Genomic DNA, 25131 nt, shown 5'->3' with positions numbered 1-25131 from the left:
ACCGGAGCCAAAGAACACCCATGGCCGATTATCTCTCCCTCGAAGACGCTGCGAAAAAGCTAGGCATTCCGACCGACCGTTTGGTCGAGCTTCGCAGCCAAGGTGAAATCCGAGGATTCCGCGACGGAGCGAGCTGGAAATTTCCTGAAAACGAAATCGCTCGGCTCGCCGATGAGCTGGCGGATCGGGATTCAGGCGATTTGCTTGGCGGATCGGGTGATCTTGTCAGCGAGATGGATTTTGGATCGGGTCTTTCGCTTGGCAGCGGATCGAACATCATTGGCGGTGACGACGCCGATGCAGGCGACGGCAGCGGTAGCGATGTCGAACTTGGCATCGAGCCATCGACCAGCGGTTCGGGTAGCGATGTGAACTTGATCACCGGCGGCAGTGATGTGGGCAGCGACGTCGCGCTGGTCGCTAGCGACAGCGACGATCTGCTCGGCGACCTTGCTGATATCAACACAGACGACGGGGACCTCGAAGTCAAGAAAGAACCACTCGAGATTGATTCGGGCGAACTGAGCCTTGCCGAACCTGCGATCAGTCACGACTCGGCACAAATCGATCTGTCGATCGAACCCAATGCGGGCAGCACCGGTCCAGTCACCGATGCCGAACTAAAAGAACTTTTGGATTCCGAACCCACCAACGTGTTGGCGTCCGAATCAGGCATCAACCTAGGCAGTGACATTGTCGGCAGCGGAATCGACGAGGGCAGCGACCTCAGTTTTGCTCCGATCAGCGAAGAAGACAGTGATGACATTGTCATCGGCGCCGACGACAGCGAGTTGGACATCCTCGAGGACGACGTGCCGACGAAGTCCAAGGGCGGCTCCGAGCTTAAGTCGTCGGGGATGAGCAGCTTGGAATTGATGGACGAACTTGATTCGCCCGCGACCGGCAACAAGCCATCGTCGATGGGACTCAGCGGCGACGTTTTAAGTGAGCTTGATCTGCTGGGTGCAGAGCAGGGCGGCAGCGGATTGATCTCGGGCGACAGCGAAAATCTGCTTGCGTCCTCGGGATTGGGAAGCAGCCTCGGGCTTGGTGCGCTTAGCTCGGGTGCCGTGATCCCTGGTGGCGATGACGCCCTTTCGCTTGACGATGACGACGATTTGCTGATTGCCGACGACGATGACGATCTGGTGATCGACAGTGCCGAACATGATTTGTCGGTTGCCGGGGACAGCGGCATCAATTTGATGAGCCCATCGGATAGCGGATTGTCACTTGAAAGCGAACCGCTCGATTTGGCTGGTAGCAGCGTTTCCGCACTCGACCTTGGTGGCGAAATCTCGCACGGCAGCGGGATCGGCAGCAGTGCGTCGGGAGTCGGCGGGGACGGATCGATGGTCGATTTCCAAGCCGACGAAGAGTTCCAATTGTCGCCTTCGGGCATCGGATTAGAATCCGAAATCGACAGCGATTCCCAGGTTATCGAAGTCGAAGATTCCGAATTGATCGGCGAGCCCGTCGATTTAGGTGGCGATGCGTTTGGCGACGCCGATGCATTCGGCGGTGACGCCTTTGATGCCGAAGCCGCGCCGGTCGAAGAAGGGTTTGTCGAAGGCGAGGAAGTGGCTGCCGAAGGGGTCGGAATCACCTCGACCGCGACACGCACCAAAACCGCCAGCGGGCCAACTGCGGTTAGCACTTACGAAGTGCCATTCACATTGCTGCAATGCTTGACACTTGTGATGATCATCGGCGTTCTCAGCTTGGGCGGGATGTTGATGACCGATTTGCTTCGCAACATGTGGACTTACACCGAACCATCGGCCCCGGTCAGCTCGTTGACCGATTCGCTGATCAGCTTGATGGGTTGGTAGCCGCCCGATCGGCTGCGGATCGCGGGCGTTCGTGAACTTTTGCCGCCGTGACATGCTGTCGCAGGCTGGCAGCGGCGTTGACGGCTTGGGTGACGCGGAATTGCCGCTGGCGGAACTCATGCGTGGCTTAGCATTGGCTCGGGAAAACGCGAGGAAAGTCGTCACATTTTTCGTTTTCCGGCGGCTTCGTCTGCGGTTTCGACGTCGCGGGATCGCTGGGGCGATGGCCGCTTCACAGCATCGCCGAGTTTCAGAATTTCGCTGCCGCTTGGAACCGCGACACGTTAGAATCGTGGGTACGAAACAAATGCCTGCGGGGTTTCTAATTCAGTGGGGGCACCTTACCTTCATGGGTTCGTACCAAACCGCACCTTCATCGGTTCGTACCTAACCAGGCAGGAACTGCAAAATGCAATGTTCCTTGTTTCGCCCCACCCTCAATAGCCAGCTCCAGGATTCTGATGGCCGATATGCTGCGGACCTTCCGCTTTTTTGCTTCCCGAACCCTCGCGATCTCCTGCGTCATGCTACTGCTAGCGGCCGCATCCGGTTGTCAGGAAACCGATCCGATCGTGACCTACTCGATTCCCACCGAGGTGCCCGAGCAACTTCGTACGGGTAACGACCGCATGTTGGCAGTGATGGTCCCCAAAGGCGATCAAACGTGGTTCTTTAAAATCACAGCGGCTCCTGAGAAAGCGGTTGCCGTGGTCGAGGATGATTTTCGCAAGTTTGTCGAATCGATCCAATTCGAAGATGACAAACCAGTGCTCGACGAATTGCCCGAGGGCTGGCAGCTCGGTGGGTCCAAACCGATGCGATTCGCCTCAATCGACGTCAACACGCCCGACAAACAGCTCGACATCAGCGTGTCGTCGCTGCCGAAACAACCCGACTGGGACGCCGAAGTCGCAATGAACGTCAACCGTTGGCGAGGCCAAGTCGGTTTAGCCCCCTCGAACGAAAAATGGGCAAGTGCGGAAGCCTTGGAAATCGAATCCGCGGATGGGACTGCGGTCTGGGTCGATCTCGTGGGTAAATCCAGTGGCGGTTCACCGCCGATGATGAGCGGTATGAGTGGCGGCCCCATGAGTGGCGGGCCAATGGCTCGGGGCGAAATGCCCAACGACGACATCCATAGCGGCGTCGCGGGCGGGTCGATGGCATCGGGTTCCTCAACCACCGAAACGACAACATCGGACGGTCCTGATTCGTCCAAAAATCCTGATTCGAGTTTCAAGTACGATCGCCCCGAAGGTTGGCGTGATGGGCGAATGTCCAGCATGCGGATGGCAGCGTTCAACGTCGGTCCGGAAGACGCCGAAGCCGAAATCACGGTCATCCCAGCTGGTGGCGATTTGCGTGGCAACGTCGCACGCTGGCTCGGCCAAATCCGCCCCGAAGGTGTTGCAGACGAAGTCGTCGATAAAGCACTCGAGGACGCGGAAAAGATCAAAGTTGATGGTCGAGATGCTCAGCGGTTCTTACTATTAGGAACAGACCCCGAAGCGGGCACCGCAATCGACGCTACGATCGTCCCGCTGGACGAAGGGTTCAGTTTATTCATCAAAATGACAGGCCCTGCCAAAACGGTGACCGCCGAATCCGAGGCAATCAAGTCGTTCCTCGAATCGATCCAACTTTAGCAGTGTAAAATCAATGGATGAGCACTGACGCCCAGAAGTTGTTCCTCGGACAACCAGCAAACGCTCGGCTCGCCTCCCCACCTCACTCATCATCAAAACCATGGCCACAACCACTTCGCATTCCGAATACATCGATCATCAAACCGAAGATTCATTCGGCGAGTTCAGTCATGTCGCATTGCGTTGGCTTGGGTCGCTAAAGTTGACCGTGACGCTATTCGCGTTGTCGTTGATCATCGTCCTGGTCGGCACGCTTGCGCAGGACGAGATGAATATGTTGGAAGTGAAGCAGCGATACTTCCTGTCGTGGGTCGCGATGCTGCACTTTGATGATTTCGTCCCGCAAGCCTTCTATCGTCACAGCGAGCCATTGCCTGGCAAGATCCCGTTTCCCGGCGGAGCGTTGATCGGTTTTCTATTGATGGTGAATTTGGTTGCCGCGAAAATCACGCGGTTCCGAATTCACGCCAGCGGATCGAAACTGATGCTGGGCATCGGATTTTTGGTCGCCGGTTTACTCGCCACAGGCTTGGTCGTGATGGCCGGACACAACGATGACGGGCTGCAAGGCACCCCGCCAATTTCTTACGACGCACTGTGGGGTTGCGTGTTAGCCGGTCTTGGGTTGCTGGCGGCCGGCGCGGTGGCATGGGGAACTCAGGTTCGCAATGCGAAGATCGCGATGCTGCTGTACCAATTGGGCGGGCTGTTTGCGTTACTTCTGCTGGCATCCTTGTTCACCGGATTCCGCATTGGCGACCCCGGACTGCGGATTGTTTGGCAATTGACCAAAGGACTCGGTGTTGGCGGAATCCTGTTAGTGGGATGCCTTTTGGTGTTCAACAAGCAAGGCGGCAACGTCCTGTTGCACCTGGGCGTGGGACTATTGATGGTAGGCCAATTCACATTCGGCGACCGTCAACTGGAACAACGACTCAGTCTGGTCGAAGGTGAATCGACCAACACGCTGGTCAATCTGGATGTTGCTGAACTGACCATCATCGAGCGACTCGATGGCATCGACAACATCATCGCGATTCCTGCAAGCCGTTTGCAACAAGCCGCAGAATCAGGCTCGCTGATCGAAGACGAGACGCTTCCAGTCAACGTCAAAGTGATCCAGTACTTTCCTAACTCGACACTCAAAGAAGCCGACGAAAAAGACAACATCGCCACCACCGGGATCGGATTGGATGTCAAAGCCATCCCGGTGACCAAGGCCGGCGGAACCGATGGAGCGATCAATGTTCCGTCGGCTTACGTCGAACTGATTGACAAGTCATCGGGTGAATCGCTCGGTACACACCTTGTCAGCCAAGTCATCTCGGATCGCGAAATGTTAGTGCCCGGTGAACCGGTCAAAGATGACTTCGATTCGTTTACGGTGCATGAGAAGAGTTATGACATCGGGCTGCGTTTTCATCGCGAAGTCAAACCGTATTGGGTACAACTCGAAGACGTGCGTCGTGTGAACTACAGCGGCAGTGACACACCGCGTGACTACTCGTCGTTCATTCGCATCATCGATACCGAGACCGGCGAAGACCGCAAGGACCGCGTCTGGATGAACAACCCGCTGCGTTATCGCGGCGAAACGTTCTATCAATCCAACTACACGCCGCTTCCAGGCGGCAAAGAGATGACCGGGATCCAGGTTGTCCGCAACTCGGGCTGGCTGATCCCCTATGTCGCCTGCAGCATCACGGCGCTCGGCATGCTGGTTCACTTCCTCGGCACGCTAACGCGATTCCTGGATCGCCGCGAACGTGAAACCCGCAAAGAGCTTGCCGCGATGGCGGAATTCAATCAGTCACCACCCTCGAAGTGGCCTGTGTATGCCACCGTCGGTGCGTTTGCGGGGATCGCGCTGATGATGTTGATTCCTTGGCCTGCAGTGATGAACTCGATGCGTCCAAGCGAACGGATGAAACAGTTCGACTTCTATACCGCTGGCAAAATCCCGACTCAATTTGGCGGTCGCGTGATGCCGCTGGACGCTTACGCTCGGCAAACGCTGAAAGCGATCAGCAACCGTGAATCGCTGCCACTGGATACCGCACCAAAGGAAATCCAAGACCACACTTCGGGTCGCTCGGTTTCGGCGATGCAGTGGTTGATGGAAGTGGCGACCGACGATCCTGCGCTGCATGATTTGCCGATGTTCCGTATCGATGCCGAAGAGGTTCGTAGCGAACTGGGGCTCGAGCGACGCAAAAGCAAACTGTACTCGTTGAACGAAATTCGTGAGCAATGGGACGAAGCGTCAAAGCTGATTGAAGCCGCAGGCAAAAAAGAGGCACTCCATCAATCGTTTAAAGAGAAGAAGTTAATTGAACTGGATCGCCGGACGCGTCACTACACGTTGACCGCGGCGGCGTTCCGGATTCCGGTTCCGACGCAGTTCCCAGCGAGCTTCTTTCCCGAAGGAACGGATGAACAAACGCGTCAAATGTTCGCGTTGCGTGAACTGCAGATGCGAATGGAAAGTCTGGCCAAGATGCCGGCCCCCGCCGTGATTCCGCCTACCGAAGACGATGCCAAGGAATCGATCGACAATCCCAAATGGTCGGCCTACGCCCCGGCGTTTTTCGACATGGCCAAAAATTCACTCGGAAGCGGTGCAACGCCTCAGGCGTCGATTGAAACGTTTGGTGAAATGATCAAAGCGTACAGCGACATGGATACGGTCGGCTTTAACACCGCTGTCGATGAACATCTTGCCGCAGTGCAAAGTTATGACATTCCCGGTTACGACAAGGGGATGGTTTCGCTGGAACGATGGATGCAATCGAATTGGCCCACCGGCGTGACGATGTTTTTGTACCTTGTTTCGACCGTCCTTGCGCTCGTTTACTTCTTGTTCCACTTGCCTCGGATGCGACAAGCGGTTTGGGGAACGCTTGCGATTGCTTTGGCGATTCACACGTTTACGATTTTGTGCCGTGTTGCGATTACCGGTCGCGCTCCAGTCATCAACCTGTACTCGTCCGCCGTCTTCATCGGCTGGGGTGCCGTCTTGTTTGGCTTGGTCGTCGAGCGAATCTTCAAATACGGTACCGGCAACTTGTTGTCCGCGTTCGCAGGCATGATGTCGCTGTTGGTGGCCTATGGGCTGAATACCGGGGATACGATGCCGGTACTGCAAGCGGTTCTTGATACGCAGTTTTGGTTGGCCACCCACGTGATCAGTGTCACGCTTGGCTACGTTGCTACGTTGGTCGCCGGCACGATCGGGATCGGCTATTTGATTGCCGGATGGGTTGGCAAAGATGCCAAAGCGTTGAAGGATTTGTACCGCATGTGTTACGGTGCGGCTTGTTTCGGAATCCTGTTTAGCTTCGTCGGTACGGTCCTAGGCGGCCTTTGGGCTGACGATAGCTGGGGTCGTTTCTGGGGCTGGGACCCGAAAGAAAACGGGGCGTTGTTGATCGTGATCTGGAACGCACTGATGTTGCACGCTCGCTGGGACGGCATGGTCAAAGCACGCGGTTTCTGCGTATTGGCGATCGGCGGCAACATCGTCACCACCTGGAGCTGGTTTGGTACGAACGAGCTGGGCATTGGACTGCACAGCTACGGCTTCACCTCCGGCGTCTTGATGTGGTTGAGCCTGTACATCGCAAGCCAACTCGCCTTTATCGTGACCGGAGTCGCATTCGGCCGCAAACCCAGCGACCTCGAAGCCGCGTAATCAAATTCCCCAGGAATTGCGGCGTATCAACGTAGCGGAAGTCGCGGGCGGCTGGTTGTTTTAGTCGTACGATGGACTTCCTAGTCCGTCGAATCCACTTGACGGCATTTTGTCTGCATTGCGTCCCCGCTTGGCGGCAGCATGTAGGCGTGGCGTGTGAGCCGTAAGGCACCGGGTAGCATGTGGGCCCCGGCCGCTGACACGTTACGGCTCCCGAAGACGATCCCGCCGGACTCGGCGGGTTGGGACCGCAACGATCCTCCGCTACATGAATCGGATTCAACGCCGCGTCGACCTCGGCAACCGATCGCCAGCTCAAAAATCCCGCGACCATTACCAAGACGGCAATGACGGCGATCGAGACTATGACGAACGGTTTTAAGCGATGTTTCATCCTGCGCGTTCCGTGCTGCAGGCACTGGCATGGCCGATGAAATCAATGCTAATACAAAAGAGCCTGGAATCATTAGTTCAGCGCACAAACGAATTAGCGTCTGTTCCGTTTGACTGCTTCACAACGCGGTTTCTAGCTAGGGGCTATTGCTGTAACCAGTCTCGCAGTGGTTTGCCGACGCCCTTTCTACGGATGGAGGTGGCCGTGTGGATACCGTCGGCGTATAGGACTTTTCCTGTCTTCAGATCCCATAGGGCCGATGCAGATCCATCGGCCCACTCTTCTCGCGAATGATCCACGAACATCCATTCCCAGTGATCGGGATTCGGCAAAAACAGCATCAGCGATTCAACGGGGGAATTCATTTTCAGACTCTCACGCAAACTCCCAAATGGTTCTTGACCGCATAGGAATGGAAGCATGTAAATCAGACGAGGTTTGAGTGTCGCCGTCCATTCGGGAAACCGCGACCGTAACGCATCGAGGGGAAACGCTGTATAAGGAAGCACTAGGTCATAAGCTCGGAGCCAGTCAGGCTGTGCGACGACATTCTGCGAGTTTGTTACACGAACTGGACCTACGAGTCGCAAGTCAGTCCGTGAGCCGACGCCGATGAGTCCCGTTACAGGGAGACTTTCATCTCGGTCGGTCCCGATCGCCTCAGATGCTAGATGAGACTCTACGCCGGTGCGGACGACAACGCCTCGCCATTCCAACTGACTTCGGAAAAAATCCTGGGCGCGGTCGGGATTGAGGGGAAAGCCGGGATCGAAGCGGAGGACGGAGTCGAGAGCAAGGGTGAGACCAAGGGAGTGAGCAAATCCGAGGGTTTGAGCGTGGGTGGGGGCACGCGTGAGGTTGCGGTCGAGGGCGAAGTCGAGAGCGGCGTCGTGGCCGCGGACGAAGGCGCGGGCGACAGCGCTATCGCGGGCCCTGGCGAGGGCGTGGGCGACGGCACGCTGGAACTTGAGGGCGACGTACTGTGACGGATCGCCAACCATGAAGTGATTGACGCTTCTTAAAATGGCAGACCTACTTAGCAGTAACCGTGCAATGAGAAAGGGGCTGATTTTTCTAAGCCCCACTCGAATTGGGCGTGACGCAGTGGTCCGCTGTGGGCATTCGCATTGAATCCAGAGCAATTGATTCATCAGCCAGTTAGGGGTGCTACCCGAGTGTGAGGCGTTCCAACGCTGCATCAGCCCACGCCAGTCGGGCGGTTCGGATTGGGTGGTAATCGGAGCGGATCGGTCTGCCCGCAGTCGCGGCATCGCCGCCCCGCGCAGGTCAATCCACACCCAGCCGCCTTCACCCGGGAGCACCGGTAATTGCTCGATAACCTGAGGCAGTTTGCAGTCACGCTCGGAACGACTTGGCACGAAACCGGGAACGATACGAACACCGTTCACGAGGCATTGATAGCGTGTCAGAGGTTCCGGTAACTGAGGTTCCGCAAAACTCCCCAACAAGAGTCGCGGCTGACCCGATGGCAAGTACTCCGACAAAGACGTCCACTCCGCCGGCTTGAGCGAATCAGATCTCGATTCAGGATGCGGACCAATCAGTCGAATGCGGCTCCCTGTGCCTTCCACCCCGTCATGTGCGACGGACTCATCAGTCCAGTCGCAGACACGCCAGTCGGTATCCTCGATCTCCGGAATCTCATGTTCCCATTCCTCGGCCTTTGCCTTCAATGCCTCGCGATCCAATGGGACCAACTCACGATAATGAAAAGAGTCGTCAATGATCAGCGGGTCCGACTGAGCGTCCGCCGATAACTTGACTGGATACAGCGGCCAGACAATGAAGCGGCTGATCTCGAACCCAGGGTCAAGCACCTGCTGCGGAGCAGAAATCACTTGGTTCTGTTTTTCAAGCACGCCCTTAACTTCTCTGGGAAGTTCGCGATTGTAGAACTCCTGTCGCAGGCGCGCTATCAGAACATCGCGGTTCCAGTCGGGCAGTACAAAGTTGTCCTTCAACCAGATCGTCACCGTTGTCCCAGGCAAAGTTGCGGTTTTATCTGGATAAAAAGCCAGCAGACCGTGGGGACCGTGGATTTCGGCACGGAATGGAAAGCGGGCGGTCTCCTGCAATGCTCCGTCCGCAGGAGGTTTCTCAACGGCAACACCCACGGGTCGGGTGTAAATCGTGACCTCATCAGCCAGCATGAAGACTGACAGAAAACCAATGCCGAACTGTGAGATTGCGGTGCAGAGAATGCCGTTGCGACGCATCAACTCCTGCTCGGCACGGAAGTCGTCGGACTTGTAATAGCTCTTGCCGATCTGAGTCAAAAATCGGCGCATCGTCCCGACGGTCATACCAACCCCCGAGTCCTGAACGCGAACATAACGGCGTCCGCCTTCTTCGCCCCACGACACAATAACCTCCGCCGGCTGCCCATCCCACGATTGATGCGGATGGCGTGGCTTTTCCGCACCTCCCGCGGCGTTCAATGCCATGGCGAGACGATTGCGTTGATCACGTAGATGTACCGCATCTAGCGCGTTTTGAACCAGTTCACGCAACGCCAGTTCCGGGCCACCGTACAGACTTTCACCCATCAGCAGCTCGACCACGGCATCACGGTCCAGGCGAAATTCCATGTCGTGATACAGATACCCGCCTTCGCGCCGCTTGATGTCCACGCGTGCCTGTGACGGCAGGCGAAGTTCGGGCTGTGATGCATGATCTGAAATTGCGTAGCTGGCCGCCTGGACCTTCTCAATTTCGTCGTTCATCCAGCCAATGATCTGGTGGATTGCCTTTTCAACAATCGGGTTTGGGCACGTGTGGCAGGTGTATAGCAGCGTCTGACCGTCCGCACCCGCTTCCCAGAGCGGGGCCTCGCGAATCGCCAAGTGCTTTTGCCACTCAGCCTTGCTACGCGCATCGGTGATCCCGCCGTGGTCAAACAGAACCTTTGGTGTTCGCGACTTGTCGCAGTCAAACACATCCGCAAGACGCAACAACCAGCTAATCCATGTCCAGTGAACCGTTCCCAGCCCCGCACCCAGAGCTTCAGCGTGTGGCTTGTCGATGTCCATCTGCGTGAGCTGCCGCGGAAGCCAGCCGATGTCCTGATTGTGGCTGACCGCCACCCGGACGATTCGATCGGAGATCGCGTAGTCCTCCAAAGCCTGAGCCAGCAAACGATCGCCATCTGCCAAAAAGTTCAGCCAGTCATCAATCCGGCATTGCCCCGAGTGCGCATCGTCTCTGGCGTGGGAGTCGCGGATGAAGGCGGCCCGAATGATCCCCAGTCGCATGCGATTGCGTTTGTCATTGGGAGCCTGCCGAATCGTGGCCCAGTGTTCGTGACCGTCCCGATACGCACGCCAAGCTTCCGCCTTTTCGCTGGGAGATTTCTTGCTAGGTTCGACGCTGGCGTCATACTCGTCGACCGCATCCAGAGCGGCGAGCTCCTCGGCTTCCAACACCATGCCGAGGTCATGAATGAACGCTGCCCAGATTGCCATGGCACAGTCACCCGCTTCAAGCCCCTGGATTGCGTCATTGCCTCCAGCCAGTTCCTCCATAAAGCTGAGGACATTCCAAAGATGCGTATTGTCGTGCAGCGTGAATTGAGGCAGAAAGCGTACAATCTGTTTGCTGATTGCGTCGGCGGATTCCAGCAGGCGTTTCGTTGCATTGAGCAAGTTTGCCAGCGACGTGCTGTCGGATTCAGAAGCGAGAGTACGAAGCCGTTGGTAAAACTGCGATTCGCTGCAGTCCTTTGCATGAGGTGCCTGATGTTCTGGCATTGGGTTGGATTGCCCATTACTGGCTGTCGTTACAGATTGAATCCGGACAGAATAACAGGCGTAAGGGACTGTGACAAACTTACGTCCTGAATTTTCAAACTCAATGCCTGCTTCAAAAACGAGCTTCAAGTGCTTGCACTCGCATTCTCGGCTGTTCTAGAATCGATCAGAAGCTCCCACTACTGGGCGCACGATCTATCGGACTACACAGACATCCCATAGACCGCGATTCGTCGATTATTCGGATGTGTCGTTTTGAATTCTAGCTGTGATCAAATTTTGGATTCGATGGTTCGATGATTTGGAAAGCAAGAAACAATCAGATTGGCAAAGCGTGCGTCCTGATACTAATCGTGGCTGGAACCGGTTTGCCAGGATATTCATACGGTCAGAACAACTCCGAATTGCCAAAGCATTACGTGCTTGACACCGTACGTGTGTTCTATGCGACGGAAGGCAATTCCGCAGTGCCACTTGAGGACACGAACGCTTCGGGCACTCCCGATCATGTGGAAGACATCGCGAAGCAGATTTGGGCAGCAAAGAAGCTATTCTGTGATGTACTAGAGTTCCCCGATCCGTTGGCCAGCAAGCGATACACGGGAGTGGCGTGTATTGAGGTATATCTTCGCGATCGTGACGAATTCGGTGGTGGAAACGGTGCGGCCTTCGACGAATCGCAACGAGCTAGGAAAACCCCCGAAGGCAAGCCAGGCGAACGAGCAGTCGTTATGAAGATTGGACGTCACGTTGTTGCCTCAAAGAATGGCACCCCAGCACACGAATTCTTTCATCTGATCCAATACGGTGCAACCTACTTCAAGAGGCGTTGGTTCCTGGAAGGGCAGACGCGGTGGTCAGAGCATGCCCTCGGTGAAGACGGCATCGGCGACGTTAAATATTTCCCACGAGGACCTTGGCCGCAGCCAGCGATAAATCTACCCGCTCTCTTCTCGATGACTTACGACGCCGAATTTATCTTGTGGAATCCAATCGCAGTGGCAACGGATCCCAAAGGGACACTGCCCATTACGCCGGAACTTAAAGAGATCGCAGGTTTGCGTTATTCGGACGGTTCGCCTGTTCTCAAAGACATAAGGTTGACAGGCGCTGATGTCATGCGCGAGATTTTGGTCGAACTTGGAAAGATCGATGACGTCGCGTTCAATGAATTGGAGTACGCAGACTGGAGCGAAACCAATCAAAAAGCTCCTGAAACCGACACCTACATCTACCAGGCAATCATGGACACGCTGCGCCGTCGTCATCGGATGGTCGGACCTTTCCAGGGAACCAAGTCAGTCACAGCGGATCCGTCACAACTAACCAACGAGAATAAAAACTCAAAACAAGCAGATGCAAAACCCCAATCGTCCGCACATACCAATTCAGAAGCGAAATCGACATTAGGCAACGATGCTTACAAATGGAGGATATGGACGACCCGCGATGGAAAGTACAAAGTGGATGCGAAGTTTGTGAAGTACATATCCGGAACGCTTACACTGGAAAAGAGAGACGGCACCGCTATTGACGTAAAGCTTGATTTGCTTTGCCATGATGACAAAGAGTTTGTAATGCAGAGGAAATGGACTAAAGCTGGTGAATCCCGTTGACGGGATTTTGATTTATTCGAAATGTAAATCACAACAGTGAGCCGTAGGGCACCGGGTAATGCGCGGTACCCGGCCGCTCACGCGTCGCGGCTCACTAAATCAACAGCCTGTCAAGGTACTAAAATCGAAGCTGTGACGATGGTTGCAAGCGACTAAGAATGACACGTTGCACCTATTTAACATTCAGTGGACCTAATGAACGCTGACAGCTCGGAGAGCTGAGCGACATGGGTTAGGGCTCGTTGATCGTGGGGCCGCCGCTGAATTCTTGCGCGGTTTGGATTCGTGGTGCGGGCGAATGACTGGTGCCATTTGGAATCGCTCGGCTCGGAGGCAACAACCACTGCATCAACGGCGTGGTCTGCTCGGACATCGGCACCAACACGCTGTGGGACGGTGCGACCGCTTTGGCCAACTCGATCGCGGGCATCTCCAATTCACGAGCTTGTACCATCGAGTAGCCGTCGGCAATCAACACGACGCCCGCAGGCAAGCCTTCATAACCTTGCTCGGTGCGACAGATCCCGTCGAGCGTCATCTTGGCGCCGAAGATCTGAAACTGCATCGCCAAGTGGTCGTAGGGAATCGGTCGCGGGCTGGTGATGTCGGTCTGAATCGTCATGCCAAGGTCACGCTGCATCGACGCCAGTAGCGACGTCCCCACAAAGCCTTCCTTTGCACGCAACTCGGCAATCATGTCGACCGTTTTACCCGGACGAATCATCCCGCGTCGAAATCGCAAACTGGCGTCGCCCGTCAATTGATGGGGCAACCGCTGGAACACTCGCGCCAAATCGACGTGATCAAATCGAGAGGTGCTTAAATCGACCCACCAACCATCCGGCTCGATACTCCATCGCATCATGCCCGAGAACGTCGCCTCGTTGCCGAGCATCGCCATCGCGTCGCTGTACGGAGCCAGGGCAGAGCAGGGCAGGGCGGTGTCGCCGGTTTCCAGTGTCCACGTCGTCACCGGAGTCACCCCGCTGCGATCGCGAACCACTTCGATGCGAAACCCGCGATCGGTGGGTTGGCCGGTAGGCAAACATTCGATCGTCGCGCGGGTAGAACTGCCGATCATCGATGGGTTGCCCGGTTCGATCCAAGCATCGACGTCACGCAGTGTTAGCGGCCCGGTGTCGCTGTGCAGGGTCAAGTCATTGGCGGCAAACCGGACCGGCGTGGAAACGCAAATCGATTGGCATAAAAACCGGTCGTGCACCAATCGCCAAGTATTGCCCAGTTCCGACGATTGCAGCTCGGGTTGATGCAGCACAATCGAAACGCCGCCATTCACCTCGGTCCAACTGAGCTTGTAGACCTTGGCCACTTCGCGTTTCGTCTCGGGATCCAACAATCGAACGTTTCGCAGTTCCAATCGCGAGGGACTGGGGCGATCGAAATCTTCGATCTCGACGTCGAACCCCGTGTCTTTGGCAATCGACGCGGTGATCGTTCGCAAACAGTGACGATGGTACCAAGGGGTCCATGTCACCAAAATCGTCATCAACACAATCGAAGTCGGCAGCGCGCAGCAGACAACGAACACCAAGCGAGCAAAGGCTCGTTGTGTCCGTTCATGCATTGGGAATCCTTTCCCTGCGAGGGCGACCAAACCGTGGACGAAAAATACGTGTTTTGCGGACCCGCTAGCAGATCCGTTCTCGGTGTGCCGTCGGAAGCATCCCGTGCTTCTGGTACCCTGCACACTAGCGTACAGCGATAGACACGTTTGAATCTTATGTTCATTCCCCTGCTTGCCGATAGGTCGTTTGGAAAAATTACAACATGAGGGCAAGACTAAAATCTCATTGGTTTCTGATCTCGCTCGTCTTGGTCTTTCTCATCGGCTTCTTTGCTAGCGAATCACTGACTCCGCTCTTAGAAATGACCACCCTGCGGAGTGCGATTGTGTTTGTGGTGATGGGGTCGATGGGAATCACGTTGCCCGCCGAATCGGTTCGCCAAAGTCTTCGCAAACCGCTGCCGACACTGCTAGCAATCGTGATCAACATCCTCGTCGTGCCGCTGATGTGTTGGCCGATGAGGGCGTATTTGCCAGCTCCGATCTTTGGCGGTTTGTTCGTCGCCGCGTTGGTTCCATGCACGTTGGCATCGGCTGCCGTGTGGACACGCAAAGCGGGTGGCAACGAATCGATCGCGTTGATGACCACGGTCGTTACCAATTTGGCCTGCATCGCCGTCGTCCCGACCGGTGTTGCATTGGTGCTAGCAAAAACCACGCAGCTGTCGGTGGTCGATCAGGTTTGGAATTTGACATGGGTCGTCGTGATTCCGATCGTGCTTGCGCAAACGTTGCGGATAGCAGGGCTTGCGAATTGGGCGGATCAGCAAAAGCTCCGCTTATCGTTTCTCGCGCAGCTCGGTATTCTGTCGATGGTCGGGTTTGGTTCGATCGCCAGTGCCATGGTGGTACGCGACGCGATGCAGCAGAATGCCTCGTTGTTTGGGATCCAAATCGGCCAACTTTTGGTCTCGGTTGCGATGCTTCACGTTGCCGCATTTGCCCTTGGCGTGTTCGCGGCACGGGCAGTCCGGGCGGACCGATCTTGCCAGATCGCAGTCGGGATCGCTGGCAGCCAGAAAACGTTGACCATTGGGCTTCAGATCGCAATCGATTGCGGTGTCAGCGTGATCCCGATGCTGATGTACCATTTCACCCAATTGGTCATCGACACCGTGATCGCAAGTCGCTGGTCGGATGCCAGCAAATTCAAAACGAAATCGAACGTAGTAACCTCAAACCGATCTTGATGAACAGCTCCTCCTATTCCGAAAAAACGATCGAACAAGCCAAATTGTTTGCGACTCGGCTGAGCAAACGAGCTCGCCATCTGCGACGTTACCCCACGCGTCGTGGGATCACTTGCTATCGACTGTACGAACGCGATATCCCAGAAATCCCGCTGGTGGTCGATCGTTACGAGGACAATCTGCACATCACCGAATACGAACGGCCGCATGACCGCGAGCCGGCCGAGCATTCCGATTGGCTCGATTTGATGGCAAAAACCGCTGGCGAGACGCTCGATATCCCGCTCGAAAACGTCTACCTGAAAAAACGTGAACGGCAGCGGGGAACCAAACAGCATGAAAAGGTCGCCGACACCGATTCGCGAATCGAAGTCCAAGAGGGTGGACTGAAATTCCTGGTCAACTTGGCCGACTATGTCGACACCGGGTTATTCCTGGATCACCGCGTCACTCGGCAAATGGTTCGCGATGTGGCCGCGGGCAAGAACTTCCTAAATCTGTTTTGCTACACCGGCTCGTTTAGCGTGTATGCCGCCGCCGGTGGAGCGGCAAAGACGACCAGCGTCGATCTGTCGAAACGCTACATTGAGTGGTCGAAAGTGAACATGCGACGCAACGGCTTCGATGGGCCCGAGCACCAGTATTTCGCAATCGACGCCGTGCAATTCATCCACGAACACAAACCGGACGAACTGTACGATTTGGTCGTTTTCGATCCGCCGACGTTTTCGAACAGCAAGAGCACCCAAAACGACTGGGACGTGCAGACCTGTGCCGTGCCGTTTCTGAATCAATTGCTATCGATCGTCAGCCCAGGCGGCGTGATTTATTTCTCGAACAATTTCCGCGGATTCAAGTTTGATCCGGCCGAGGTCCCAGCGACATCGATCCACGAGATCAGCAACCAAACGGTCCCCGAAGAGTACCGAAATCGGCGGATTCACCGCTGTTGGCGAATTGTGAAGTAATCGCCTTGCAGAAATTCCCCGTGGCCCATCGACCCGGCAAGACGGGGATCGCCACGAGAGGAAGAGCGTTGGGCTTCAGGCCGTATCAACGACGCAGATCAGCCGGATCGACGAAAAAAACGCAAATGCGAAGGGGCTTTGATACGACGGAGGCTGAATCGCCCTTTCGCTTTCTTGGCAATTTTTCCTAAAGTCCGGGGGTCTCTTTGCCGAAGGCGTCTCGCGTTGATGGAGCGACGTTGGTTTGACCCGACTGCTTGCAATACAACTGATCCTGCTGATCACTGCGTTGGTGCATGCGCCGATGGCAAACGCCGAACCGCCGACGATTGTCCAGCAGGAACCGGTCAAGATCGCCGCAGAATCGCTGAACGTCTTAGGTGGCGGCCCCGAACAATGGACCAGCCCCGAGGGGTTGGCCAGCAGTTTGCAAGTCTTGCTGCTATTGACCGTACTGAGCCTAGCGCCGGCGATTCTTTTGATGACGACGTGTTATGTCCGCATCATCATCGTGCTGGGATTGCTGCGACAAGCGATTGGGTTGCAATCGTTACCGCCAAGCCAGGTGATGACCAGCATCGCGATGTTCATGACGTTATTTGTGATGACTCCGGTGTGGACGCGTGTTTACGAAGACGCGGTAAAGCCGTACACCGACCCAGACGTCAAGATGTCGATGGAAGAGGCTTACGAGGCCGGGTCGATTCCGATTCGCGAGTTCATGTCCAATCAAATTGACGTCGCTGGCAATCATGAAGACGTGCATTTGTTTTACGGGTACATGGATCCTGACGCGCCGCTGCCGAGCACGTTCGCCGATGTACCGATGCGGGTGCTTTTGCCTGCGTTCATCTTGAGCGAATTGAAGACCGCATTTTTGATGGGCTTCCAGATTTACCTGCCGTTTTTGATCGTCGATCTTGTCGTCGCTAGCGTGACGATTTCGATGGGGATGCTGATGCTTCCACCCGCGGTGATCTCGCTGCCATTCAAATTGCTGCTGTTCGTTTTGGTGGACGGATGGCGTTTGGTCGTGCAGATGTTAATGGACAGTTTTGGAACTCTCTTTTAAGGCTTACGCTTGTGATTGATGCACCTTCCGCGATCGACCTTTGCCGAACCACCTTGATGACTGCGGTCGTGATTGCGGCTCCGATTTTGATCGTCGGTATGGGAGCCGGATTGCTGATCGGTTTGCTGCAAGCACTGACCCAGATCCAAGACCAAACGGTGGCGTTTGTCCCCAAGGTGCTTGCCATGGCGGCGGTGATGATCGCTTGCATGCCATGGTTGATGAGCCGGATGGTCGAATTCACACGAAATGTGTTTGAGAACGCAGGATCACCGTAATGGAGCCGACCGATTTTCCGTCGCTGGTCCAATGGGCGATCGACCATCTGGTGCTCGGCGTATTGGTTTTGACGCGGCTCAGCACGCTGTTGATCTCGATGCCCGCGATCGGTGTCGGAGTCCCCAAACGGGTGCGAGCGTTATTGGCGATCGCGATCACGATGCTGTTACTTCCGCCGGTCGCCGCCCATGTCGACAACGACTCGTTGCCTCGCATCGACAATTTGATTGAATTAACGATCGCCGTGGCTCGCGAAGGGTTGATCGGTTTGTTGATCGGATCGACCATTCAATTGATCGTTACCGGTTTGCAACTCGCGGGTGAAACGATCACTGGCACCGGCGGGATGCAATTGGGTGACGCAGTGGACCCGACGACGTCAAGCAGCATGCCAACGTTGGCTCGTTTGATCGGATTGTTGGTGACCGCAGTGATGTTGGGGGTGGGGGGACACCGGATGTTGCTAGGGATTTTGGTAGACAGTTTCGAAGCGATGCCTGCAGGCAAAGTCACGTTCGACGATTCGATGATGACGTTGGTGGTCGACCAAATGACCGCTGGAATGACCGCAGGCATCCGAGTCTCGGCCCCGGTGGTCGCGGCACTACTACTGAGCAACGTGTTGACCGGTTTGATCAGCCGAACGCTACCACAGATCAACGTGTTGGCGATCGGGCTTAGCATCAATGCGTTGGCGCTGCTGGTGGTGACCACGCTGACGATCGGTTCAGTAGGATTGATCTTTGAGCAGGAACTCGTGGCCGCAGCGGCCAAATTCAGCAAACTTTGGTAATGTAAAAAGAGGTAATCGCGACCGAACATGGCTGACAGCAGTGGTGACAAGAAGCATTCAGCAACTGAGAAGCGGCGAAGGCAGGCACGCGAACAAGGCCAAGTGGTTCGCAGCCAAGACCTGACCTCCGCCGCCTTGCTGCTGGCTGCACTTGGTGCCCTGTGGATGCTGGGCGGACCTGCGGCAGAAACCCTTGCCACAGCGCTTGCCGAATCACTGTCGACGCCTCGGATCACGCCGTTTGGAACCGAAGATGCCTCCCATTGGCTATTGACGACCGGAGGCCGTTTGGCGATCGCCGCGACGCCGATGATGTTAGCCATGCTAGTCGCCGGCGTCCTTGCCAACGTGATGCAGACGGGGCTATTGCTTGCACCGGAAAAGATCACCCCGAAACTGAGCAACATCAGCCCGCTGTCCGGGGCCAAACGCATTCTATCGATGCAGGGCGTCGCCAAAATCGGATTTGGCACATTCAAAGTCCTGATCATCAGCGTGGTCGCTTACTACGCCGTCCGCAAATATCAAGACTCGATCCTCGGACTCGCCGCGCTGACGGTTCCACAGATTGCCACCGTGCTATTTGATGCCTTGATTGGAACCTGCGTGTGGGTTGGCGGCGCGTTATTCGTGCTCGCGATTCTCGAGTACGCCTTTCAGAAATGGAAGAACGAACAAGAGTTGATGATGACCGACCAAGAGATGCGTGACGAGATGAAAGAAACCGAGGGCGACCCGCAAGTCGCCGCGCGGCGACGGCAAGTCCAGCGTCAGATGATGATGCAGCGGGTGGGCAGCGAAGTCCCCAAGGCCGACGTCGTCGTCACCAACCCAACCGAATTGGCGATCGCGATCCAGTACGATCCGACCACGATGCCGGCGCCGATCGTGTTGGCCAAGGGAGCCGGGGTGATCGCGCAGCGGATCCGCCGGTTGGCGTTGGAAAACAGCATCCCGGTGGTCGAGCGAAAACCGCTCGCCCAAGTGCTGTACAAGACGGTCGATGTCGGCGAATCGATTCCGGCCGATCAATACCAAGCGGTCGCCGAAGTGCTTCGCTACGTCTACCAATTGCAAGGCAAGAAGATTCCGAAGGCGACCGCGGCCTAGTGCCTCATCACCGCTTCATTTTAGGGTAGCGGAACTCGCCAACGGCTTGTTGATCTACTGAGCCGCGACGCGTCAGCGGCCGGGTCCCGCGCGCTACCCGGTGCCTTACGGCCCACGGCTCACTGTTGCGATTTGCATTTCGATTAAATCAACAAGTCGCCAAGAATTTCGGCTCGTTTGGCAAATGCAACGAAAGCCGTTGACGGGCTGTTGATCTGTCGTACGACGGACTTCCTAGTCCGTCGAAAACACCATTGACGGACTCGGAAGTCCATCATACACCCCCTTGCCGCAGGAAACTTCACTTAATCAACAAGCCGTTAACGGCTTCCGCTAATTGACTTCTAAAGGTGAGTTCCAAGTCCCCATTTTTCGAATTATCCGGGCAAAAAACGCGAACCGTTGACGCGGGTCGGCATCTGTAAGTATGATACTGCCATGAACAACAATCTGATTCTCCTATCGCTGCTACTGCTGCGACGCTCCGGCGGCGGGTGATGAGGATTTGTTTAGCCACTTTTTGAGTGGCAAATTCAAAAACACATGAGACCCGAGTCGCCAAGCGACCCGGGTTTTTTTATTGTTTTCACTAGCTGACCACTTATTCCAATAGGAACCACTGCGATGTCACAGTCCCCTGAGGGCAATGAAGCGGCCGAGACCCCCTCGAATTCGTCCGATTCACGCATGATCCGTATTTTCGATACGACGCTGCGTGATGGCGAACAATCACCAGGGGCCAGTATGAATCTGGTCGAAAAACTCGAAGTCGCTCAGGCGCTGGCCGATCTGGGCGTGGACATCATCGAAGCTGGCTTTCCGATCGCATCGCCAGGCGATTTCGAAGCGGTCAAACAGATCGCGCAAACCGTTCGCGGTTCCACCATCTGTGGCTTGGCTCGTTGTAACGACAAGGACATCGATGCGGCCTGGGAAGCGGTCAAGTACGCTCCGCAAGCACGGATCCACGTGTTCCTTGCCACCAGTGCGATTCACCGCGAATTCAAACTGCGAATGACCACCGACGAAATCGTCGAGCGTGCCGTTGCCGGCGTGCGTCGCGCCGCAAACTACTGTGATGACGTCGAATTTTCGCCCGAAGACGCCTGTCGCACCGAGCATGACTTTCTGTGCCGAGTCGTCGAAGCGGCGATCGATGCGGGTGCGACCACCATCAACGTGCCCGACACGGTTGGCTACACCAACCCCAAAGAAATCTTTAACGTCTTTCGCATGTTGCGTGAACGTGTGCCCAACATGGACAAAGCGGTGTTGAGCACGCATTGCCATGATGACCTTGGGATGGCCGTCGCCAACAGTTTGGCAGCAGTCGAAGCCGGGGCAGGGCAGATCGAATGTACGATCAACGGGATTGGCGAACGCGCCGGCAACGCGGCACTCGAAGAAGTCGTGATGGCGCTGAAAACGCGGCGTGACTTCTATCAATGTGATACCCGCATCGATACCAAGCGATTAGTGCCCGTCAGCCGATTGGTCAGCAAGATGACCGGAATCCAAGTGCAACGCAACAAGGCCATCGTCGGTCGCAATGCGTTCGCTCACGAATCGGGAATCCATCAAGACGGGATGCTCAAAGAACGCAGCACCTACGAGATCATGTCGCCTGATGACGTCGGAGTGGCCAAAACCGATTTGGTGCTGGGCAAACACAGCGGGCGTGCGGCATTGGCCGACCGCGCCAAAACGCTCGGTTACACGTTGACCAGCGAACAACTGCAAACGGTGTTTGATCAGTTCAAACGACTTGCCGACAAAAAGAAGGACATTTACGACGGCGATATTGTCGCGTTGATCCAACAACAGATCAGCGGCAGCGTGGAACAAGAATGGACACTGGTCGATTACGAAGTCACCAGCGGGACAGGCCGAACGCCCCTTGTCCGTGTCACCTTGCAACATGGCGACCGCGAGATTACCGAGGAAGTCGAACAGGGCGACGGTCCAATCGACGCGGCGTTTTGGGCGGTGGAAAAGATCACCGGCATCGAATTGGTGTGCAAAGATTTCCGAGTTCGCAGTGCCACACTGGGCCGCGACGCGATCGGCGAAGTCAACCTCGAAGTCGAGCACAAAGGCAAGAGCTATCGTGGTGTCGGGGCCAGCACCGATAGTGTGGAAAGCACGATCCTGGCGATGCTGAACGCGATCAACCGGATCATCGCCAAACAGAAATAAGATTGGCGAAACGACCGATGTAGCGGACGACCTCGCGGCTTGACGTCTTGTCAACCGCGAGTGCGATTCACTGCCTCATTGCAAAGATAGCTGCGGCCTGAATCCCAATCAGTGCAAGCGTAAAAGCAAGGCACAGTCGCCGAGAGTCACCGCGCCAGGTTCGGACGAAGGCGGACCAAACAATCAGTGACATCAAGACGGATCCTTGCACTGCACTAGCGTAGAAGGGTGGGGCAAGCGAAGCGCCGGTATCCTGAAAGACCTTGATTGCGTAGCAGATGGCAGTTAACCATGCCAATCCAGCGACCATCGACGTCAAGTGATAGATCGTCCGCGGACGTGTTCTATCCGCAGACAATCCGGCCTCGGTCGCGGGCGATTTATATGGGTTGTTCATTGGTTACTACCTGCGTCGTGCAACCCACGAACTGAGTCCGATTACGGTTTACCGAAACCTTGGACGGACGCGAAGCGGAACTCATTGCCGAAGAGGTGCCGTTCTTAGTCGAACGGCGGGGCTTATCGTTTTGGTTCTTCGGGATCTTCGATCTCTGAAGTTGCCTCAAACCGCACTTGTTCCTCGTCATCCTCTTCGACGAACCCAATCCCAAGCTGATCGAGGGTGTCGTCATCGGCGACGGTTTGCTCGGACGATGTGTCTTCGCCTTCGGCGCCCGTGGGCGCCGGAAAGGTCAATTCCCCTGTCAACGGATCTGGCTGCACGCGTAACGAGTCCTCGTCGAGCGAAAACGACTCTTCACCTCGCAACGGGTTGATCACAGCCGACTCGTCCGGCGAATCGATGCTGAAATCATCACCCCCCAACAACGAATCGTCGGCGACCGTGGCGTAGGGGTCCGCGGAATCGCCCGCCGCCGCTGCCTGGCTCGCGTCGGCATCATCGTCGGCGAATAAATCACCGACGTCCAGCGGCTCGGGATCGGCTTCGGTATCAATCGCCTCGGAATCAACCGCTTGTCGCTCCGAAGATCGATCGACCAATTCGACATCCTCGATGTCAACCGCCCCGAGTTCATCTTCGCTGGGCAGAGGATCTAGCTCGTCAGCCTCCTCACTCAAATCGTCCAATTCGATCGTGTCTAATTCGTCCATGCCGCTGGTGTCAGAAGCATCGAGTTCGGCTTGCGGCGAATCGGATTCGTCGTCCAAGGAGATCGGTTCCGAATCGACCTGGACCAATCCGATCGCTTCGCCGGCCAAGGCGGCTGACGACGCGGCAACCGCAGCATCGGCGACTCCGATCGCCCCCAGATCGTCGCCAGGCTGCGGCGTCGATTCGGGGGTGACTTCGGACGATGCTTCGGCGGCGGCATCCCCGGTTCGACTTGGGAAAATTTCCTCGACGTTGCCCCGCAGCACTTTGTACCCCAACTCGATCGCTTGCTCTTCGCTCCAGCCATTAAAGCCAACAAAGTGTTCGGCAAGGATATTGGCCAAAATGTTGCGATACATATCAAACTTGGGCCATACGAATTCCAACTTGTACGCATCGCTGTAGTAGCCGATTTGTTTGGTTTGCGGCACCGCTTCGAGGCGGCCCGCAGCATCGCGGTGGATGAACGATGGCGTGTTGCTGTACCACCAATGTCCGTTGGTGATCACGTTAGGAAAGATCCATGCATAGCTGACCAATTCCTGGTTGGTCACACTGGCAAGCACCGAAACAGGAAACTTGACCTCCGGGAACGTGTTGAACAGTTCACGGTACTGGATCAACGAGACACGCGAATCGTAAAGGTCTTGGCCCTGGAAAACACCTTCGGCATAGACGCCGCGATTGACTCCGATCATCAAATCAAAGGGCAATTTGAATTCGTCACACAGTTCGGCGAGCATCCAAAACACCGCTCGCGACAACGCGGCAAGATGGGCGGCATCGACCGATTCACCATGACGCAGCACCGCGCCCAACGCGTTGGTCGCGCGGCCTTCGTTGACCATCGTCGGTTCGAACCAAGGCGGCAGCGAAATCGCACATGCGCGCGCTCCGTTTTGCGTGAAGTGTTCGAACCGCTGGCGAATCGCACTTCGCAGACTGCCAAGTGAACCATTCAGCGTCACGCCGCTGCAGCGTTCAAGTCGCTCGCGGACTTCACGTTGATGCAATTTGAACACCAAGTCATCGGTTCGCAGACATGGGATGTAGGTGTTCGTGTCAAACCCGCTGAGCGCGTCGTCGAAATCATTGGTCAAGAAAACCGCTTCGACATTGCTTTGATCCAGCACCGATTGCGACCACTGCGCCGAAGCCATCGAGCGTTCGGCGGTGTCGTAAACCGATTCCCAGTTCGAGGTGTCGATGCGATCAGACTCGAATCCAAAAAACTTTTTACAAATCTCGACCAACCATCGGTACTGGGACGTGTTTTCGATCGGACCGAGGTTGTGAACCAAGCGGCGGACCAGTTCGTGGGGCGAAATCCCTGGCTCTTCGATTTCATGCTTGGGCATCCCCGAAGAATGCGCAAGTTCGGTGTAGTAGTGGTAGCCCAGCAGATCGGCGAGTGTTCGCGAGGCGGGGGCATGGGGGTTGATGTGGGTATGCGGATCGATCAACCGGATCGAGGCGATGGCTTGATAAATCGAGTCTCGGGCTGGATGCGACATAACTCTGGGGCGCCGGCGGGAATGCGAATGAACAGGGGGTCAATGATGTGCCCTAGCATACATTGTTTCGAGGCATTTCGTCTTGACCCTTATTGCACAATCCGGCAGATCACCCCCCGCCCACAAATTGCCTCCGACTCGACAGCGAACTGCTCGCTTGTTCAAGCCATATTCGGCAGCGATTCGGCAATCGCTGTTCGCATCGCCGCGGCGATCTGGCCGACTTTGCCCCCCGTCGGACTAAACCCGCAAATTCCGACAAAGCGGAACGATCCGCAATACCGCCCAGATTAGGGAGGCGAATCTGCGTTTGTTCTGCAAAATCACCCTCGCCGCACCAAAAAATCATTTCGCGATTGGCTGG

14 protein-coding genes are annotated in these 25131 nt (G+C 55.9%); 11 read left to right on the top strand and 3 right to left on the bottom strand.

The features are described 5' to 3' along the window. Positions 1 to 20 precede the first annotated feature (20 nt). The 3 genes from ABEA92_RS09000 to ABEA92_RS08990 all read left to right on the top strand — a co-directional run bounded on the left by ABEA92_RS09000 (position 21) and on the right by ABEA92_RS08990 (position 7169). Positions 21 to 1832 (top strand): helix-turn-helix domain-containing protein, encoded by a 1812-nt coding sequence (locus ABEA92_RS09000; protein ID WP_345683484.1) that lies wholly within the window; start codon positions 21 to 23, stop codon positions 1830 to 1832. 524 nt (positions 1833 to 2356) lie between these two features. Then, positions 2357 to 3478, top strand: coding sequence for a hypothetical protein (locus ABEA92_RS08995; protein ID WP_345683483.1), 1122 nt, complete (start codon positions 2357 to 2359; stop codon positions 3476 to 3478). Positions 3479 to 3578: 100 nt separating this feature from the next. Next, on the top strand, positions 3579 to 7169 hold the full coding sequence (locus ABEA92_RS08990) for a cytochrome c biogenesis protein (RefSeq protein WP_345683482.1): 3591 nt from the start codon (positions 3579 to 3581) through the stop codon (positions 7167 to 7169). 537 nt (positions 7170 to 7706) lie between these two features. Here ABEA92_RS08990 and ABEA92_RS08985 read toward each other — a convergent pair. Continuing rightward, on the bottom strand, positions 7707 to 11459 hold the full coding sequence (locus ABEA92_RS08985; RefSeq protein ID WP_345683481.1) for an HD domain-containing protein: 3753 nt from the start codon (positions 11457 to 11459) through the stop codon (positions 7707 to 7709). Positions 11460 to 11626: 167 nt separating this feature from the next. On the opposite strand from ABEA92_RS08985, the gene ABEA92_RS08980 reads away from it, so the two are divergent. Then, on the top strand, positions 11627 to 12946 hold the full coding sequence (locus tag ABEA92_RS08980) for an SHD1 domain-containing protein (protein WP_345683480.1): 1320 nt from the start codon (positions 11627 to 11629) through the stop codon (positions 12944 to 12946). 232 nt (positions 12947 to 13178) lie between these two features. Here ABEA92_RS08980 and ABEA92_RS08975 read toward each other — a convergent pair whose 3' ends face one another. Next, on the bottom strand, positions 13179 to 14531 hold the full coding sequence (locus ABEA92_RS08975) for a hypothetical protein (RefSeq protein WP_345683479.1): 1353 nt from the start codon (positions 14529 to 14531) through the stop codon (positions 13179 to 13181). 203 nt (positions 14532 to 14734) lie between these two features. On the opposite strand from ABEA92_RS08975, the gene ABEA92_RS08970 reads away from it, so the two are divergent. From ABEA92_RS08970 to ABEA92_RS08940, 7 genes are all read left to right on the top strand, one after another. Next, the gene (locus ABEA92_RS08970; RefSeq protein ID WP_345683478.1) at positions 14735 to 15721 is read left to right on the top strand and encodes a bile acid:sodium symporter family protein; all 987 of its coding nucleotides are present in this window, start codon (positions 14735 to 14737) and stop codon (positions 15719 to 15721) included. Continuing rightward, positions 15721 to 16689, top strand: coding sequence for a class I SAM-dependent methyltransferase (locus ABEA92_RS08965; RefSeq protein WP_345683477.1), 969 nt, complete (start codon positions 15721 to 15723; stop codon positions 16687 to 16689). Before ABEA92_RS08970 ends, ABEA92_RS08965 begins: the two co-directional genes overlap by 1 nt. Before the next feature lie 277 nt (positions 16690 to 16966). After that, positions 16967 to 17761, top strand: a complete 795-nt coding sequence (fliP, locus tag ABEA92_RS08960) for a flagellar type III secretion system pore protein FliP (protein WP_345683643.1) — start codon at positions 16967 to 16969, stop codon at positions 17759 to 17761. 14 nt (positions 17762 to 17775) lie between these two features. Continuing rightward, positions 17776 to 18039, top strand: a complete 264-nt coding sequence (locus ABEA92_RS08955) for a flagellar biosynthetic protein FliQ (RefSeq protein WP_425572416.1) — start codon at positions 17776 to 17778, stop codon at positions 18037 to 18039. Continuing rightward, positions 18039 to 18833, top strand: a complete 795-nt coding sequence (locus tag ABEA92_RS08950; protein ID WP_345683475.1) for a flagellar biosynthetic protein FliR — start codon at positions 18039 to 18041, stop codon at positions 18831 to 18833. Before ABEA92_RS08955 ends, ABEA92_RS08950 begins: the two co-directional genes overlap by 1 nt. A 27-nt stretch (positions 18834 to 18860) precedes the next feature. Then, a complete protein-coding gene (gene flhB, locus ABEA92_RS08945) occupies positions 18861 to 19943 on the top strand; it encodes a flagellar biosynthesis protein FlhB (RefSeq protein ID WP_345683474.1) in 1083 nt (360 codons plus the stop codon). 624 nt (positions 19944 to 20567) lie between these two features. Continuing rightward, positions 20568 to 22139: a 2-isopropylmalate synthase gene (locus tag ABEA92_RS08940; protein WP_345683473.1), complete on the top strand. Its 1572-nt coding sequence runs from the start codon at positions 20568 to 20570 to the stop codon at positions 22137 to 22139. Between the two features lie 519 nt (positions 22140 to 22658). Here the strand turns inward: ABEA92_RS08940 and ABEA92_RS08935 are convergent. Then, positions 22659 to 24767, bottom strand: coding sequence for a glucuronate isomerase (locus ABEA92_RS08935; RefSeq protein ID WP_345683472.1), 2109 nt, complete (start codon positions 24765 to 24767; stop codon positions 22659 to 22661). Positions 24768 to 25131 lie beyond the last annotated feature (364 nt).

The organism is Novipirellula caenicola (assembly GCF_039545035.1).
Classification (GTDB): Bacteria; Planctomycetota; Planctomycetia; order Pirellulales; family Pirellulaceae; genus Novipirellula; species Novipirellula caenicola.
Note: the sequence above shows the minus strand (reverse complement) of the source record. Positions and strands in the feature narration are given on the sequence as shown.